The organism is Solidesulfovibrio magneticus RS-1, assembly GCF_000010665.1.
In the GTDB taxonomy this organism is placed as follows: Bacteria; Desulfobacterota; Desulfovibrionia; order Desulfovibrionales; family Desulfovibrionaceae; genus Solidesulfovibrio; species Solidesulfovibrio magneticus.
The window spans coordinates 2,770,657-2,789,244 of the sequence record NC_012796.1; the positions used below are offsets into that span (position 1 = coordinate 2,770,657).

Genomic DNA, 18,588 nt, shown 5'->3' on the forward strand with positions numbered 1-18,588 from the left:
CAAACATCTTCAATTATATTATTTAAATAAGATTCAAATCGAAATGGAACTCCACTAGAATCGACTTAATCCTTCCATTGCTCTGAAATGGCGTATATCTTCTCCTTAAGTGAAATAAAAACATCCACAATTTGAGGATCAAACTGTGTTCCACTGCCTTGAACAATTATTGACTCAGCCTCTCTCACAGGCATAGCTTTTTTATACGATCGGTCACTGCACAAAGCATCAAAAACATCAACGAGCGACACAATGCGGGCTTCTAAAGGAATATTTTCACCGGAAAGACCAAAGGGGTAACCCGTTCCATCCCATCGTTCATGATGAAACAAAGCAAGAATTCTAGCCATCCGTAGCAATTCATAATCATTATACCCAAGGACTGCTTGAGGATTGGCACATAGATCTCGAGCGCCTTCACGATCATCTAAAGAACCTAATATTTCGCAGCCGTAAGTACAATGCCTTCTCATTATATCCCATTCTTGCTCTGTCAAACGACCTGGCTTAAGTAAAATTTCGTCTGGAATGCCGATTTTGCCAAGGTCATGGAGTGATGCGCACTCAGCAAGTATATTACAATGATCCTCTTCCATGCCCATAGCTTGCCCGATAACGCGACTGATTTGAGCCACTCGAAAAACATGCTTTCCTGTCTCATTATCTTTGAATTCAGCAGCTCTACTCAAACGCATCATAACTTGATGCCTAGTTTCCTCAACCTCAGCTGTTCTCTCCCTAACCAATCGTTCAAGATTTTGCTGATAAATACGATTTTCTCGCACCAAGCGTGCACGCTCAATGACATTTTTTAAAACATGATCAAACACATCCATGTTATGCAACGGCTTGGTAATGAAATCCCAAGCTCCAAGCCGCACAGCAGAAAGAGCGTCTTCTACAATACCGACACCAGAAAGCACCACTATAGGTATTTCTTTATCAAACTCTACAGCGTGCGCAATAAATGAATAACCATCCATAACTGGCATATTAAGATCTACGACAACTGCTTCTATTTCGCCGTGATGCTGCTTAAGCAATTCCCAACCTTCCAAACCATTGGCAGCCTCGTAGACGTCATAGTCAACATCTTCTAAATGAGCAAACAACGAACGACGCAAACCATCCTCATCATCAATAATCAATATAGCCATATCAACTCTCGGATTGTTGTCTTAGTTGACGAATACGATGCAAGATTTCATGAAGATCACAAGGCTTTATAAAAGCATCATCGGAAGTGAGTCCGATCTCTGCAAGAGTTTCAGGATCAAGAAGATCAATAGACCCAGTATGAAGCAAATAATGCTCGCAATACCCCATCTCTCCAGCAATACGAATAAATTCATTGCCATTAATGCCGGGCAAACGCATATCAACAAGACATATGTCTGCCTGTTCTTCTCGTAATCGTTCAAGGGCTTCTTCAGCCGTGGCTGCAGTTCTGACTTCTAGTTCGTCTTCATAATCTTCAAAAAAAAGCAAAAGATTATGTCGAATACGCTCTTCATCTTCGACAATAAAAAGACGCTGTCGATGCTGGCTCATAAAGGCTTCTCTAAGGCTTGATCAGTGGGCAACTCAATAAAAAAAACAGCTCCTTCACCAATGACGGACTGAACTCCCATCCGCCCTCCATGTCCCTTGGTGACAATAAAATACGAAACTGACAAACCAAGCCCAGTACCAACTCCTGGTGCTTTTGTCGTGTAGAATGGCTCAAATATTCTGCGCTGGATTTCGGGAGGTACCCCAGGTCCGTTATCCTCTATTTCCACCCGAACCATATCGGCCTCGGAAATCATACGCACAATGATCTTTGGCGAAGCCACAGGCGGATCAGCCGAAGCCAAAGCCTGAGCTGCATTCCGTAAAATATTAAGAATAACCTGTTCAATTTCTGTTTCTGTACAATGTATGGGCTGAACGATCTCCGGAAAATCGCGTTCGATAGAAATTCTTTTAAAATCATAATTTTTTTTCAAATCATAATCACTAGCAGCCAACACAACTGCACGTTCAATAATAGCCGAAAGATCACAAACAGCTCGTTTAGATTCACTCTTCCGACTAAAATCAAGCATGTGCCTTATAATAGCGGACGCTCGAACAGCCGCGTCTTTAATATCGTGAACAAAAACGTCCACTTGACGTGCCTCTATATAACGAACAACATCCTCAAGATTGACGCTTATTTTATGTGCAACATCATGATTCTTCTTAAAATCAAGACGAATACGCTGTACAATATTTTGTGCAGCTTGCAAGACAATCCCAAGAGGGTTATTGATCTCATGAGCAATGCCGGCAGCAATCCCGCCAATTGAAATCATTTTTTCTGTTTGAATCATCATCTCATGCGCTTTGTGCAATTCAGTAATATCCCGAAGCACAGACATACGATAGCGCACAGCGCCAGTATCCACTGTCTGACACGACATGGAGAATACTAACTCTCTTCCCTCAGCGACCTGGACAACAACCTCGACATTGGAAACTGATTCCTCCTGAGACATCAGAGACACCGTTTCACTTTGACCATTCAAGAACAATCCAACATCCATGAAATTTCGACCAACTATTCTTTCTCTATTGGTATTAAATAACTCCAAAAAACGTTCATTTACATCTAGAACTTTATTTGTTCCGAGATCAGTGAGCATAATGCTATCAGGCGACAACAAAAAAAGACTTGAAAACCGGCTTTCTGAGTCTCTCAAATTTTTTAAAACCTTTCTGAGAGCATTAAGAGACACAGCAACAACAACAAGTATCAAAATAGAAACACCAACATTCACGGCTGCAAGATGATTTACAGGAGCAACTATCTCTGCTTTTTCAGCTTCAACAACCAATAGCCAGCCAGTAATTGCATTTCGCTTAGTCAAGCTAATTCGTTGTACACCATCACGAACATAATTCACGATTTCATTTGACTCAGCTGAGTTGACAATAAATTTTGTTTCTTCTCCAACACTAAAGGCATTTCCAGAACTCCAGGATGGACGTGCAAGCACCACACCATTTTCATCAATAATAAACCCGCCTCCATGAATTCCAATTCGAACTTTAGACAGAAGACTCCGAGCAAACGTTTCAGTATCACGTATAATAACGAGCACACCATCCACAGTATTGGCTGATGATTTGATCGGAAATGAAGCCACAAGAATCGGAGACCCGCTCACTCTTGATACAGCTATTGTTTCTATTGTGGGCTCTCCTGCACGAGCTTGCAAATAATAGCGGCGGTCAGAGACATCAAGTTTGCCAGCCAAAGACTGGTCAGAAGCCAAAACAATTTGACCATTAGTATTCATCAAATAGTAGCGTTGAAACACATCATCTTTAATATACTCTTCTAATTTGCGAGTCGCAGCTTCTCGAGCCGAGCTGCCCAAGTAGCTCGACTCTAAACCAAACAACAACACTTTTTCACGACTAAGAAAGCGCGCCTGAGCTAGCACATCTCTCACTTCAACAGTAATTTCATGATCAAGCAATGAAAGACTTTGCTTGATCTGAGCATTAGCCAAATCTTCTACAACATGCTTAGTATAAACGTATGCTAAGACTGTACTTAAACACGCACCAACAAAAACAGTCAACAGAATCGGAAGTAGCGGACGATCAAGCGCAGCATTGAATTGAACGCGACGGGTTAATCTTTTCACTGAATTACCACTTCGCTTGCTTCAATGAATTCATAGGGTAAATTAATACCAAGACGAGCGGCTGTCTTGAGATTTAAAAACACGATGCCCCGTTGATTAAGCTGGATCGGTAGGGAGGCTGGAGCTATCTTATCTACAAGTACCTGATATGCAAGCTTTCCCGCAAGAAACCCTTGCTCATGTCCAGACTCGAGCACACCTGCCAAATGACCATGATCCTTTGAAAAGTCTGTAAAGCCTAAGGTAGGCTTGGTCACATTGGAGTTGTTCCAGTCACTGACCAATTCAGGAGGAACAACTTTATTCGTATTCTCATCTTTTAGCGAATGATAAAGACCAAGAGCTAACACATCAACGCGATCATGATAATGCCGCACTAAACTTTGCCACTGTTGAAAAGTACTAGCCTGCTCTACGCCAAGAACTTCCAAAGGAAAAACGCCCCCAACTTCTCTTTCTCTCTGCAGATCAGCTAGGACATAGCCTGCTGATTCGGAACTATCGACAAGCACTGCTACAGACTTGACCCAGGGCAAAAACTTTGCCATCAACGCAAAACCTTCACGAAAATGCCATCTTTCTTGAACTCCTGTTACATTCACAGATGGATAACCGTATTGAGACAGAGGGGCATTGACTCCGCAAAAAACGACCTTTGGACCATCTTTATCTTTCAAATATGGAACAACAAGATATACCTGAGCTGGATCGTCAACAGCAACAACTAACTGCACATTGTTTTGAACAATCTTGTCAAAAATCTCAAGACTTCGTTTTCGCAAAAACTCCGGGGATGGGTTATTTTTAGCATCTAAATAATAAATATCGTACGACACCTCAACTCCTCGCAAAGCTTCTAAAATTCCCTCAGTTATATTTTTTGTCCAAACATATTCCTCTCCATAGCTATGAACAATGGCAATACGATAAGGACCAGCAGCAACTCCGTGCGCAACGCCCAATCCACTTAAACAACTGACGACAAAACAAAACAATATTATAAAAGACTTCAACAGCGAGAACATACATACCTCCACTCACGACCAGCGAGGCGTTCAACTACATTACTGATGAAAAATTCAGCCAACAAAATACAGACAAAATATTCATTTTAATATTAACTAAGCCCAGGGTCACGCCAAATAGAAAATCTATTCTTACCTTTATGCTTTGAATCATACAACGCTGAATCAGCCTTTGACAGCACTTCTTCAATATTATTATTACGACCAAAGACTACACACCCAATACTAACTGTAATTTTTATTTTTTCTTTTTGAGTGTCAAACAAATTTTCATTAAATTCCACAATCAATCTATTTAGAAATGGCGCAACATCTTCCTTACCAACACCAGGAGCCACAACACCGAATTCTTCACCACCAACTCGACCAAGTACATCAACTTGGCGCAATGAATTTTTCAGTATATGAGCAACATATATTAAAGCCTGATCTCCAACTGGATGCCCATAGGTGTCATTAATTGCTTTAAAATTATCTATATCGATCGACAATAAGGCATTCGAAACATCAAATCTCGCAGATCGTTGTAATTCGCCATGCAATGACTCCATAAATTTTCTTCTATTATATACACCTGTAAGTTGATCAGTTGACGACAAAATATCTAACTTTTCTTCTGACATTTTAAGCTCAGTACTATCACTAGAAAACACTACTACCCCTTTTTGAATATTCCCTTTGACTTCTGAATACGGGGTATAAACTACAGACATATAGCGCCGACCTATCCCTGGAAAATCAAACCACGCCTCATACTTTGCTTCTACACCACTTAACGCCTTGTCAATATTAGGCTTTACAAAGTCACAATATACATTTTCTTCAAAAAACTCTCTTACTTCATGTCCGACAATATCAATTTCATTTTTTCCAAACACTTTGCAATAATATTCATTAACAAGAACATATCGACAGCTACTATCTACAAGAGAAAACAACGCAGGCGCATTTGCAATAATTTTTTTATACCTAGACAAATTCACCCTTGCCACTTCTTTTGTATAAACTAAACCTATTGTTGTTTTGAACTGAAAAATACTATATGGCTTTATAATAACACCGGCAGGATTAATACTGAGCATTTTATTAATAGTATGTTCATCGGAAGCCCCTGTGACTAATACAACCGGTATAAGCAACTCGTTTTGAATTATTTCGCAAGCATCATATCCATTCATACCTGGCATATAAACATCAAGCACCACAATATCAGGACGAAGCTTTCTTGATAATTCAATAGCTCCGATACCGTCATTTGATTCTCCAACTAAATCATATCCCAATGCTTCTGAAAAATCTTTCAATATACGCATGCAAAGCTTCGAATCATCGGCTATAACAATTCTAGGATTCATTATTAACCTCTGTTGTCTTATTGATTACAGGCAAAAATTTGTAATATTTTCCAACACTTGCTATTGTTGTGACATTTACACGGCTTAAATATATACAATTCTTTACAGATGTCGGTTTGAACTAAAAAGTGTCTAAATTTTGAAATAAGAAATATTAAATAACTTACAAATAAATTTGTATATTGCGATACTTTATTATAGGCTTTATGCAACAACATTATATCGGTTTCGAACTTCAGTCACTATATTTTAACACTTGGATCAAAACAACTTTTCGCAAAACATTATTCATCTAAGCACATTCAATATCAAAAATTTTATAAATCGCCAAGCTATCGATACATATTGCAATGTCTCCAACTTTTACATACTTGACTCCTAATGTACAGTCTGTTGTACAAACTCACAGGGCAATCCCAATCTCAACAGCTGGTATTTACGATAATCGGGAATTCGCTCCGTACAACTCACCAGCCACTTCCCCGGCGCACTTTTGTGGACGCCCAGCTTTCGTGCCAGATCCGTCAACGTCAGCCCTTCGCTGCGCAGCCAGAGCTTGAGGCGCTGCTCGCGGGGGAGCATCGACCAGTCTGTCGGCAGGGCCAAACCACGGGGACGGCTCATGGCAGCACGAACCGGCCGGCCCGCCACAACACCCGGCCCACGCCCACCAGTTGCTGGACGGTACGGGGCCGCTCGCCAGGTGGGACATCGAGCTGCAGCTTGAGCAACGCCTCAAAATGGGCGGCATATGCATAGCAGCGCTTGCGGATGTCCAAACGCACCGACCGCTCAAAGCGCAACCGGATGCACCCGTCCTCCAGGGCAACTTCCGCACCCTTGGAACGCAGCACCGCCAACGGGTCGGTCAACCCCTTGCGGCCTGATCCGTAAGCCACCTTAGACGTCAGCACGTCAGCCCCTGGCTCCATCCTGGCCTTCATTCTGGGAACAGCCAACCGCTCCACATGGAGCAACGCAAGATTCATGTACCCTCCCCGGTGTGGCAAGCCACCTGCAGGCCAGACCGGGTAACGCACAGCCGATGCCAAACGCCTTCATCAAATGGTCCGCATTGTCTTTTCCTGTAGCACGCAACGTCAGGAAGCAGCCACCCCATTTTAGCGCCAGTCGCAGGTTGGCGACGCTCTCGATGCCTGCCCTGCTCCTGGCCGGTATGCCCGTTTTACGGCTCCCTCGCCCCAAACAGGGTTTTATAGGCTTCAGCCGCCCGGTCCATGGCCCGCTTCTCCCGGCCCCGCAACATCAGCAGCCGGGTCGCTTTGTCCTCGGGCGGCAACTGCGACGTGCGCAGCTCCGCCATGTCCGCACGCACAGCCTGCACCTGGCCCACCAACAGGCGCAGGCGCGGCAGCCGCGTCTCGTGGCGCAACCGGGCCGCGCCCTGGAAATCCCCGGCCTCGCGCAGGGCATCCTGCCGCGCCTTAGCCTCGGCATACGCCCGGCGCACCGCCTGATACGGATGGCCCACGTCCTCGAAATCGCCAACATCCAGGGTTTCCGCCGCCATCGGTCCGGCCTGGCCGCCAAGGCGCGCCCGTTCGCGCTTGGTCGGCCGCTCCAGGCGGTCTGCCTGGCGCAGCAGCGATTCCCGGGTGATGGGCGCGACGCGGCCGCCGAGCACGGCCGCGTCGGCGTTGAAGGTGTTAATAGCCGCAAGCAGGGCATCGCGCTCGTCGGCGTCCGTGCCACCGTCCAGGGCAAAGGCCCGGAAACGCGCGTACAGGGCGTCGCGTTTTGCCGCGTACCCGCTTTCCTCAGCAATGGCCTCGGACGCCTTGGCCCTGGCCCGGGCTTCGCGCAGGGGCCGGAATCCGGCCGCCTTGGCTGCTGCCTCCCCGAGGGTCGGCCGCAGCGGCTTGCCGCCTTCTTCCAGGACCGGATAATTGCTGCCCGTGGTCACGCCCTGGCGGTATTCACGGATGCCCTGAAGGATCTTGGCCGCGCCCGATGGCAGGGCCTTTTCCGCCGCCCGGCCGGGCTGGCCCCCAGCCAGATAGCCCATTGCCTGAAGCAGGTCCTTGCCCAGGCCGCCGACAGGGCCAAGCACATCCACCCAGGAATCCGGCGCATCGATCATGGTCATGGACCCGGACAGATCCGCGCCGGCCAGCAGGCCCAACAACCCAAACCGAGCCAGATCCTCGGCCCCGCCGCCCAGGTTCCTGCTGATGACGGCGTACAGCCACTTCTCCGGATCCTCGTCGCCGCCGACCGCCGTCAACAAGCCCTTGGCCAGGGCCATTGCCACATGCCCGCCAAGGCCGGCCAGCGCCGCCGGCGCGGCCAGGGCAAACACCCCGGCGGCATGGTCCTTTTTCCCGAACAGTTCGTGGATGAGCTGCAGGTAGTTATGGCCGTATTTTTTGTAGATGTACCAGCCCTGCCCCAGCCGCGCCCCGAGCTTCGTGCCCCAAGCCCAGGACGGCTGGCTAGCCCGGTCGTAAACGCCGTGGGCCCGGTCGGAGGTCTCGCGCGCCCGCGCTATGGCCGTGGCGTGGTCCGTTCCGGCGGCCCGGGCCAGCCGGTAGCCGGCCAGAAGGGTCGCGCCCCGGTTGAGGCGTTCGGTCGCTCCGAACAGGAGCAAAGCCTTGCCCATGGCCCAGGTCCAGGCCTGGCCGGCCGTGTCGCGGTAAACGGACAACGCTTCGCGGGCGAACTGCGGGTCGTCCAGGGACTCGCGGCGCGCCTGGGCCATGAAGGCGCGCTCCCCGGCGGTCAGGCGGCCGCTCCGGCCGGCCATGAGGCCCAGATAGTCGCCCATGGCCCGGACGATCTCCCGGCCGATGCGCGCCCAGCCGCCCTTGCCGGCCATGGCATAGGCATGCAGCGCCGCCGGCACGCTGGTCGCCATGCTGGTCAGGTTGACCAGGGCGCTTTTGGCGTTGAAGCCCAGGTACTTCAAGCTGGCCATGGACTTGGCCAGAGCGAACACCCGGTCGCCGGCTTCGGCGTTGCGCAGGTTCTCGGCCAAATAATCCACGGCCAGCCGGTAGACCTCGCCCTCCTTGCGGATGTCCAGGCCCTGGCCGTCCGTGGCGAACAGCGCCGTGGCCGCCTTCTGCGCCGCCTCGGCCTTGGCCAGGCCGTAGGCCGTGGAACCGGCGTAACGGGAAAACCGCTCCACCGCGTCCTTGAAATAGCCTTGCACCACCTCGCCATGCCGGCCGCTGCGCCGGATGGACTGGGACCGGAACCCACGCGCCTTGACCTCGTCGGCCAACGCCTCCAGGATCTCGCCCACGAGCCCGGCCTCCACGTCCTCGCCCACCTGGTTGACGGCCGTCTCCACGGTCTTGGCCAACTCCAACGTCTTGATGACGCCCTGGGTGGCCTCCGGCAGCTTCTCCAGGCGCGTCACCGTGTCCATCGCCCATCCGGCGCGCGCCATCTCCAGCCGCAGTTTCTCGGCCGATCTGCGCCATTCCTTATGGGCCCGGAACCGCTCCTCACTGCCGTCGGTCCCTGTCCGCCGCCCGCGCACCACGAAATCCCCTGCCTCGCGCAGGCGCGGGGCGTAGAAGCCGCGCAACTGGCCCATGCGCTCCACCATTTCGGCAAAGCTGAAGGTCGTGCCGTTTTCATCGGTCAGGCGCACGTCGGCCAGCCGACCCTTGATGGTGACGCCGTCTTTGCGCGCGGCCGCGACCACGGCCTTCACCTTATCGGCGTAGGGGGCCAGGGCGTCGGCAAGAATCCTGTCCGCGTTGTAGGCCGCCGCGTCAAAAGCCCTTGCCGCTTCGACCGGAATGCCGGCCTCGATCAGCCGGCGCGTGACGGCGCGGGCATAGCCGGCCCGCGCCTTGTCCACGAGCCTGCGATAAGCGGCCAGACGGGCATCGAGAAGCCGGTCATAGGCCGCCCGCATGGCGCGCCATAGGCCGATGGTTTCGGCCTTGGCCCCATGGTCGGCAAACCACGTCTCCATGGCTTCCGGCCCGATCTCGTTGACGTCGGCGTAATCCACGCCTTCATTGAGAATATCCCGTTGCTGCGGATCCTTGAGGATGCGCCGGGCCTCGGAGGCGATGGTCTTGCCGTCGCCCAGGTCAAAGGCGTCATGCAGGATCTCGTGGGCGCGGTCGGTGCGGCTCCGGAAGATGTCGTACAGCCGGCGCAGGACCGGATGCTGCCAGTATTCCGGCGAGCGCAGGATTTTCCCCAGCACGCCGGTTTCCCTGGTCAGCTCGCGCACGGACGGCAGGAACGAGCGGATGGTGGTCGTGGCTTCGTCCTTGAGCCAGGGGGCCAGCTCGCGCTTTTCGCTCGGCGCGCCGGCAAGGTCGCCGGCCCGGGAAAAGCGGGGGGCGTCGCCTGCCGGCGGCAGGCCTTGTTCGTACTTGACGAGATCAACTTCCGTGAATATTTTTCTCTTGTCCCTGGTTGGCATCTCTGTGGGCAATTGGAGCCCGAAAGATCTCTGCCAACCGGGGACTTTTGTTTTGTCCCGATAGAGCAACAACCCTTCCCGAATCTGCCGCGCCACCCAGGACGGCCCTGCGTCCTTGGCGTACACGCTGGCGACCTCGTTGATCTCCGCGCGCCCTTCCCGGACATTGAGATGCACCGCCGCCACCAGGAACGAATCCTGATGCGGCAACTCCGTCACCACCACCAGACTGTCCGTCCAGGTGGCCGATTTCAGGACAAGCACAGGCCGTTCGAGGGCTTGCGGCAACTGCTGCAGCACTTCCGGTGAAACCCCGTGCTTCCCGCCTGCATCCGCCCCTTTCAGTATTTTATTCGCTTTTGCCTGGGTCATTTGCAGGGGCAGATCATGGCCCCCCAGCAGCCCGATCACCGGCGGCGTTCCGCCAAGGTCGAGGCGCTCGTGGGGAAGAAACCGATTGCCCAGAAAATCATCCACCTGCTGCGCCCAGGAAGCCCCGTCCCCGCGCGAAAACGCCGGCGCGGCAGCCAGCGGCTGCCCCAGCGGCGCGATGAAATCCAGCCCTTTGCCGTCTACAAAGTCGTCGGCCTGGGCCAGCAGCTGGCGCAGTTCGGCCCGGGTCAATTCCAGCGTCGGGAAGATCGACCGCACCCAGACCGCGATTTTCGACAGCAGCCGGTCCAGGGCGCGGTGCACCGTGCCGTCCTTGGCCCAGGCCACCAGGATTTCCTCGGCCGCCTCGGCCCGGGTTTCCCGGGTGGAGTCCAGGCCTTGGCGCGTAAGCCAGTGCGACACCTCCCGGGGCATGGCCTGGGCCGCCTTGCGCATGTACTCCTCACGTTCCTGGGAGCCGCCCAGAACCCGGTCCAGTCCGGCATGGCGGCCTTCATGGCGCAACAGCGTCTGCACGAACGCCGTCTGCCCTGCCTTGACCGTGGGGATATTCCCGGCCACCAGGGCAATGCGTTTCGTCTCGGCGTCATAGACCCCATGGAACCGCCCGGACAGCCCGGCCTCCTCCACCGCCTCGCGCAGATCCGACGGCATATCGGCCTCGGACGGGTACACATCCACGATGCCCTGCAGGGCCGGAAACTGTGAAAGCCCCTGCCGCAGCTCGGCCGCCACGGCCTGAGCCACAGTCCCGGCAGGAAAAGGGGAACGTGAAAACAGGGATTGCCCCTTGTCTTCCGGTTCGACGGAAATTATATTTGCTTCTGAAGCTCCCTCCTGCCGGGAAATACCAGAACCGGTCGGAGCGTAGGCGGCGGCGAGGTTAACCCTTGCGCCGCCATCTTCATTTTCCCACCCCGTCAAGAGCCACACCTGCCGATTGCCATGCCGATACAGCGAGAGCACTGCGGTGTGGCCCGCGTAGGCGATGCGTACACGCTCGCCTGTTGTTCCCTCTCCCTGCCTGGCGACAATTTGCCCGTGTGCGATGACAGCCGGCATTCTCCTGGCGACCGAAACGCCGTCAGCCCCCTCCAGATTGCGTTGCTCTACCAGATGGGCAAGCCCCTCGCCGCCCACTAAACGCCCTTTGGCATTGAGTTTTCCAGGCTCTCCGTAAATAAAGACAATGTCGCCGAGATCCGGCCGGGCCATGCCGACCATTTCCCCAGTCTTGTCCTCCAGCAGCTTTTCAATCGCCGCTTCGCCGCGCGCCTGTTCCACCAGCGGATCGGCTGCGGCCGGTTTCCTGTCCGCTACCGTGTCGGAGCGTTGGAACATCGCCACGCCCCGGCCCGTCTCCTTCGTCTTGACCGTCGCAAAGAAGTGGTCGAAGGCCGCGTTTATGGCCTTACGTTCCGCGCCTTCGGGATAGGGCCGGATGTTGAGCAGCCGAAACTCCAGCATGGCGTTGTTCGCGCCGTAGACCAGGAAATCGCTGCGGCCGCCGCCCTGGGCCGCCTTGTCCTCGACGTAGGCGGCAAACGCCCGGGCGGCCAGCTCGTGGGGTTCGCTCCAGTAATCCGACGTCCGGCCCTGATCCATGAGGTAGGCCGCGCGCCGGTACTCCGTGGGGATCTGCTTGGTCTTTTCGGTCTGGCTTCTGGCGTCTTCCAGCATCTTCGCCCGTCTGGCGAAGTCCTGGACATTGGCCGCCAGCGAATTGAACGGACCTGTCCTTTCGGCGTTGAACCCGCTGCGGCCGCGCACCTCCTTGTAGATCGCGGCCAGGCCGTCGAGGATGTCGTTGCTCGACCGGTAGGAGCCAAACCGGCTGCGCTGCCGTCCCTGGGCTTCGTTGCTGCGCATCTCCAGGGCCAGATTGTCGCCGCGCAACAGCTGCTCGGCCAGGACGTCAAAACGCGTCAACTGCTCGGCCGTGGCCGGCGCGCGCTTCCTGCCCCATTGGGCTTCCTGGGCAAGGCCGGCCCGGATGTCGTTCAGGTTGCGTTCCAGAGTGCCCCGGGCCCGGCTGACGAACCGCTCGGCCTTTTCCGTGTCCTCCCGGTACTGCTCCGCCTTGTAGGCGATGTCAGCCAGGAGTTTTTCATAAGCCGCCCGCAACGCCTCGCGCACCTGGGACTTGCGGCTTGCCCCATGGCTCAGGAAATCCTGGCCCGTGGATGAGCTCGCGGCAAAGACCTGGTCGCCGCGTTTGTTTTCGACCTTCTCGGACGACGCCTTCGTGTCCTGGCGCGCAAGGTAATGGTCCAGGGCATGGAACCATTCATGGGCCAGGGAGCCGGCCCCGGTCATCTTGGTGAGGTTGATGACCCCGTAATCCCGCTCATAATGGGCCTTGGCGCTGGAAAGCCCCCGGCCCCGCGCGCCGAAGGCCAGGGCCAGGTCGCCGTTCAGGGACAGCGCCCTGGGCGGCACATTCAGGATCTCGGCCAGATCCAGCAGGCCGTCATAGGCGTGGTTGAGCACTTCCTGGCGCTCGGCCTGGTCGTTCCAGTCCCCGAACTCCACGCCGCGAAAGCCGAACGTATCCAGGAAGTCCTGGCCCTTAGCCGGCCCTTTGCGCCGGAGCGCGCCTTTCCGGAAGACTTTTTCCGGCCGGGCCAGGATCTCCTCGCCAAAGCCGGTCCTGGTATTGAGGATGTCCTCGGCATGTTCCGCCATATAGCGCTTGGCGTCTTCCTCGCTGGCGAATCCGTCCTTGATGACCACGGTCTTGCGGTCCGTGACCTTCCGGTAGATCTCCCAGGCCTCGCCGCGCCTACCGACCCGGTGCTTGAGCGACACGGCCGCCAGGGGAATGGCTGCTTCGGCCTCCTCCTTGGAGTCGAACTTGAATCTCCCGGTGCGCAACGTGCCTTTCTGGTCGGCAATGGACCAATAGGTTTTGTCTTCGCCCGAGCGGAAGCCGGTTTCACTGACCTGGACAGCGACAAATCGTTTCCGCCAGGCCGGGACGGTCTCGTCATTCCCGGGCAGCCGCACGCGCGGTCCGGTCGGCGTGGCCGTGTCCTTGCGCGAACCGCCGATCTTCTCGCCAAGGGTGAGGCCCAAGGTTTCGCCCGTGTCCGGAGCTGCCGTCTGAGGGATTGCTCCGGGCTGGCTTGCTGCGGCTACCTCCTGCCCCTGGCCGGTTACGGGCGCTTGCCCGGCAACGGTTCCGGCCTCCCCGGCCGGCGCAGCCGCCGGAGCCTGGACGCCCTGGGACGCCGCGCCGGAGGCCGGGACTTCCTTCGGAACTGCCGTGGGCGTTTTTGCAGCCCCGCCGACCACGGCATCATACGCCGACCGCAGCTGCGGTTCTTGCGTGTCGGCTATCGCCTCCAGGAAACCCAGCCGCGACTTCCGGCCCGGCTTGAGGCCAAGGGCCTTGCCCAGGGCGTTTTGCTGCTCACGCGAAAGCGCCTGCAAGGCCTGCCCCCGCGTCCTGGCGTTCATGGGGTGCGGCGGCTCCGGTGGGCGGCGCGCAGCCGCCACGGCCTCGTCCGGCGTCTTTCCGGCGGCGAGGCTGATCTGATGCACGTCGGAACCGGCAAGGGGGGTCAGCACCGCGTAATGCGGCGGCATCCCCGCGCCCATGACGTTGGCGACCTTGAACCCGTCATGGACGACCACCGGCAACGCGACCTCCCGATCGCCGGACAGGACCTTGGCCGTCTCAACCTGCGCCGGCTGGCCGGAATCCTCCGGCACGCCTGGGGGTTCGACCGGCTTTTTCGCGTGGGGTGTCCCGGGAGCAACCGAAATGGCGGCGGGATTGGCCGGCCTTGCGGCATTGCCCTGGCCGCCCAGCCCAGGGGTTTGCGCTTCCGGGCTGGCGGTTTTGGGCTGTCCGGCAGCGACAGCGAGGTATCCAGCAACGTTTTGGACCTGTCCAACAATGCCGGCCGACGCCTGCTCCCCGATCTCCACCAGCGGAATTTCCCCAGTCGGCTGCGCGGCCGCCTCCTGGCGTGGGGCCTGGGGCTGTCCGGCAGCGGCAGCAAGATATCCAGCAACGTGGCCGACCTGTCCAATATCGTTCCGGAGCTGTCCAACAACGGCCGTTGTCGCCTTCTCCCCCACTTCCGCCAGCGGAATCTCCCCGGTGGGCAGCGCGGCCGGGGCAGCCGTTGCGGCATCCGGCCGGGCGGAAGCCTTTTGCCGGCCGTCCGTTAGGGACGACAGGGCCGGAGCACCGGGGGGCACCGGGCCAGCGTCTTCCAGGAAGCTGTCGAGCCGGCCAGGAAACGGCGCGGCATGGGATTCCTGATAACGCCGTTCCACGGCGTCAGGTTCGTTCCAGCCCCGGGCCGCGTCTTCGGCCGTCACAATGGCCGCAACCAGCGCGTCGCTCTTGATCCGGTCCGGTTTGTCGATGCCCAGGCCGGCGGCCAGAGTGTTCAATTCGCTCTTGGCCAGGGCCGTCAGGGCGGCCGTCCGGTCCGGCCCGCCCAGAGCTTGGCCTGCCGTGGAGGTGTCCTGCGGGAGGGGCTGAGAGACTTCGGCCACAGGGGCTGCGCCGGCCAAAAAATCGTCCTGCCGTCCCGGAAAGGCGGCGGCGTGAGCCTCCCGGTAGCGCGCCTCCACGGCATCGGGCTCGTTCCAGGCCCGGGCCGCCTCTTCAGCCTGCAGCACGGCCGCCACCAGCGCCTTGCGCTTGATCCGGTCCGGCTTGGCGATGCCCAGGCCGACGGCCAGGTCATTGAGCCTGCTCTTGGCCAGAGCCGTCAGCACGGCCGCCCGGTCCGGTCCGGACGGGGCGGCTGCTGCGGACTCCTCCGCCTGCGGCATGGATTCCGGCCCGGCCGGAGTCTGCTCGCCCCGGCGCGAGGCCTCGTTCTCCAGGGCCGCCAAGGCGTCGCGCAACTCCAGGCTCGGGCGCTCCTGGAACAACGCCCCGGCTCGTAACATGGCGGCCTGCAGATCCTCGTCGGAAAGCTGCCCAATGGCCTCGGGCTGGGCCGCTTCGCCGATGACCCGGGATTCCCGCCGCGCCCGGCGCGCACCGGGTGAAAAGTGTTCCGCCGCGCCGCCAAGCCCCATGGTGGCCAGGGTCGCCACGGTGGTTTGCGGAGCGATTTCGCCAAACGCCTCGCCCCAGGTCGGGGCCGCCTCGCGCAAACCCTGGCGGGCTTCGATGGCTCCCTGTTCATGCTGGGTCCAGGCTTCCGTGCCCAGCTCCACCGGAAGGTCCAGGCCGAGCTTGACCCCGGCCGTGGCCGCCGCCCGGGCCGCGCCGTTGCGAATAAAGGGCACGCTTTCGACCAGTTTGCCCACCGGCGTCTTGAGGATGCCCCAGGTCAGTGCGCTGCCCACGGCCTCGGGCACGGCCTCCCACAGGCCGTACAGGCTCGCGTCGGATTCGATGGCCTTTTTCGCTTCCTGCCACCGCTCTTCGGACATGGCGGGATCGGCCTCGAGCAGCCGCCGGCGCATGTCGTCCACGAACTGGTCCTTGGTCGCCCGGTAGCCCACGGCTCCGCTGGCCAACCCCGCGCCGGCCATGCCGGCAAGTGCCCCGGCCACGTTGCCCGCGCCGGGCACAACCGAGCCGGCCAGACCGCCAGCCAGGCCGCCGGCCACCATGGAGCCGGCCGAATAGCCCAGGTTTTGCAATCCTTCCTGGACGTCCCTGGCCTTGATGACGCCGAAAAGCTCCCGCTCCGCCTCCTGGGGCGGCAGGTTCCAGCGTTCCAGGTCCTTTTGCTGCCCGGTGATGGCCCGCCCGGCAAACGTCTCTTCGGGCCGCAACGGCACATCGCCGCCGCGCACGGCTTCTGCCACGGTCTTGGGCAGCACGTCGGCCACGGCCGAATAGAGCCCCTGGCCGATCACCTTGCCGGACAACCTGACGTCGCCCCAAAATCCGGGCTCCCCGGCATCGGGCAGGCCGCCCACGCCTGCAGCGGCCGACCGCCGGGCCTGCTCCTGGGCCAATTCGGCATCAAGCCAGGCAAGATCCGCCATGGCGTTACCTGCGGCCTGCGGCCACGGCCGGCTGCGGATCAAGGCCGAACATGGCGCGAATCCGCGCCTGCATCTGGGCGTTTTCCGCGTCCACGTCCCTGGCCCGAGCTTCGCCGGCCGCTTGCCGGCCACGGATGAACCGGGAAACGCTGCCCTCGAGCTGAAACCCCTCGGGCAACGGGTTGAAATTCTGGTCCGGGTTGCGGGTGGCGTCGCCCGTCTCGGCCGCGCCGTCGGCCGATTTCTCCAGGGCCGCTTGTTGTTCGGTCGTCAAAACCGTGCGGCCTGTCCTGGCCGTCGCCGCCGGTCGGCGCTCTTGCAAGCCCATGGGCGGGGTTTCGAAGTTTCGTTGCTGCAAACGGTAATTGCCGATGGCGTCAAGCTGCTCCTGCGTCAGGCTCGCCAAGTATTTCTGACGGTCGGCCTGGCTGAGCTTTCCCATGTAGTCGATGGCCCCGCCGGGAGTGAACTCGGGCGTGGGATTTTCAGCGTCGAGATACGCTTTCCGGGCCGCTTCCTGCGCCTGTTGCCAAGCCTTTCCCAGATTGACGAGGCGCAGCCCACCGGGCTGCATGGTATCGCCGGACGACGGACCGGTCACATAGTCCTTCTCCTCCAACGGAGCGTCAGGTAAACCGCCCTCACGAGGCAAGATGACGCCGTCCGGCGTCATGGCATTGCCCCCAGCCCCCGGCTTGCCCCCCGACCAGGGAGGCGTTCCCGATCCCTGCGACGCCGACCCTTCCTGCTTCGTCGCGGCATAGGGATATTCTCCCCGCCGCACCGCCTCGGCGTGACGGACGGCCGGATCGTTGGGCACGTTGGTGATGACCATGGCCATCTCCTCGGGTCTGGGCGGTTTCCAGCCCCGCACGGCCTCCGGCCCCTGATTGAATAACGTCCGCTGGTACAGAGTGGCGTAATCAGGATCTCCGGGGTTCGGCTGCAAACGCCCGGTAGCCGCGTCCATCTGGCGGTTTGCCAGTTCCTGGGGACTGAATCTCGGCTGCGACAAACCCGAAACCGTACTGCCGACCTCTTCCAACCCCTTTGCCGTCGTGGGCATACGTCGACCCTGCGCATCCACGCCGGAAACGCGTTGAGGCTGGCCCGGGCCGGCCCCTTGCCCAAAGCCTTCGGGAAGTCCGCCGACACCAGACAAAAGCCGGCGCGTTTCGTCATGAGGGACGATTTCACCGCCTCTGGAAACAGCCATCACGGCAGGACCATCAAGCCCGAGAAGTGAAGGACTGGAACCGTCATCCGGGACAAACATCTCCAGCCCCTTTTCTCCCGCGATAAACGGCCGCAAGACAGGCGGCCTGCCGCCAGAGCCGAACATCGGCGTGCTGGCCTTTTCCAGGTACGTTTGCAGCGGCGACAGGCCGAGCCTCGGGTAGTCCGTGGCCCAATTAAAGCCCGGTGACGTGCTCCGCATCCCGGTTTCCGGGTCAAACGTCGTCAACGGCTTGGTGAGGGTCGCCCGCCGGTATTGATCCTCGGCCGCCGCTTTCACCCCCTCCAGCCCGAGCTGCGCCTGCCCCAACGTGAAATTCAGGCCGGCCACGCCCATCTGGCCGGCGTTGCGCAACGCCTGCTCATCCAGGCCGAACTGGCCGTGCTGCTGTTGGAGCAGGGGCTGCTGGGCCACGGACAGCGCTCGGGAGCCCGCGTCCTGGGTCGTGGCATCGGCCTGCTGCTGCAAAATATCGTACTTCCGCCGCAACGCGTTTTGGAAAAATTGCTGATCGGACATG

Annotated in this window: 8 protein-coding genes; all 8 read right to left on the reverse strand. The window is 57.5% G+C overall.

Going from position 1 to position 18,588, the window contains the following annotated elements:
- Positions 1-65: 65 nt before the first annotated feature.
- A complete protein-coding gene (locus DMR_RS23375) occupies positions 66-1,157 on the reverse strand; it encodes an HD domain-containing phosphohydrolase (RefSeq protein ID WP_015861154.1) in 1,092 nt (363 codons plus the stop codon).
- Position 1,158: 1 nt separating this feature from the next.
- A complete protein-coding gene (locus tag DMR_RS23380; protein WP_015861155.1) occupies positions 1,159-1,551 on the reverse strand; it encodes a response regulator in 393 nt (130 codons plus the stop codon).
- Positions 1,548-3,677 (reverse strand): sensor histidine kinase, encoded by a 2,130-nt coding sequence (locus tag DMR_RS23385; protein ID WP_015861156.1) that lies wholly within the window; start codon positions 3,675-3,677, stop codon positions 1,548-1,550. The genes DMR_RS23380 and DMR_RS23385 overlap by 4 nt, the downstream gene beginning before the upstream one ends.
- The gene (locus DMR_RS23390) at positions 3,674-4,702 is read right to left on the reverse strand and encodes an ABC transporter substrate-binding protein (protein WP_015861157.1); all 1,029 of its coding nucleotides are present in this window, start codon (positions 4,700-4,702) and stop codon (positions 3,674-3,676) included. The genes DMR_RS23385 and DMR_RS23390 overlap by 4 nt, the downstream gene beginning before the upstream one ends.
- 92 nt (positions 4,703-4,794) lie before the next feature.
- Positions 4,795-6,057 carry a GGDEF domain-containing response regulator gene (locus DMR_RS23395; protein WP_015861158.1) on the reverse strand — a complete coding sequence of 421 codons (1,263 nt, stop codon included), beginning with the start codon at positions 6,055-6,057 and terminating at the stop codon, positions 4,795-4,797.
- Between the two features lie 620 nt (positions 6,058-6,677).
- A complete protein-coding gene (locus DMR_RS11875; protein WP_148208422.1) occupies positions 6,678-6,971 on the reverse strand; it encodes a hypothetical protein in 294 nt (97 codons plus the stop codon).
- Positions 6,972-7,243: 272 nt separating this feature from the next.
- Entirely contained in the window at positions 7,244-16,831 is a 9,588-nt protein-coding gene (locus tag DMR_RS22425; RefSeq protein ID WP_015861162.1) for a PLxRFG domain-containing protein, read from the reverse strand.
- Positions 16,832-16,835: 4 nt separating this feature from the next.
- Positions 16,836-18,587, reverse strand: coding sequence for a hypothetical protein (locus DMR_RS11885; RefSeq protein ID WP_015861163.1), 1,752 nt, complete (start codon positions 18,585-18,587; stop codon positions 16,836-16,838).
- Between the last annotated feature and the right edge of the window lies 1 nt (position 18,588).

Excerpts from the sequence above, each read along its gene's own strand:
- DMR_RS23375 (WP_015861154.1), bottom strand. The coding sequence starts at position 1,157 with ATGGCTATATTGATTATTGATGATGAGGATGGTTTGCGTCGTTCGTTG.
- DMR_RS23390 (WP_015861157.1), bottom strand. The coding sequence starts at position 4,702 with ATGTTCTCGCTGTTGAAGTCTTTTATAATATTGTTTTGTTTTGTCGTC.
- DMR_RS23380 (WP_015861155.1), bottom strand. The coding sequence starts at position 1,551 with ATGAGCCAGCATCGACAGCGTCTTTTTATTGTCGAAGATGAAGAGCGT.
- DMR_RS23395 (WP_015861158.1), bottom strand. The coding sequence starts at position 6,057 with ATGAATCCTAGAATTGTTATAGCCGATGATTCGAAGCTTTGCATGCGT.
- DMR_RS22425 (WP_015861162.1), bottom strand. The coding sequence starts at position 16,831 with ATGGCGGATCTTGCCTGGCTTGATGCCGAATTGGCCCAGGAGCAGGCC.
- DMR_RS11885 (WP_015861163.1), bottom strand. The coding sequence starts at position 18,587 with ATGTCCGATCAGCAATTTTTCCAAAACGCGTTGCGGCGGAAGTACGAT.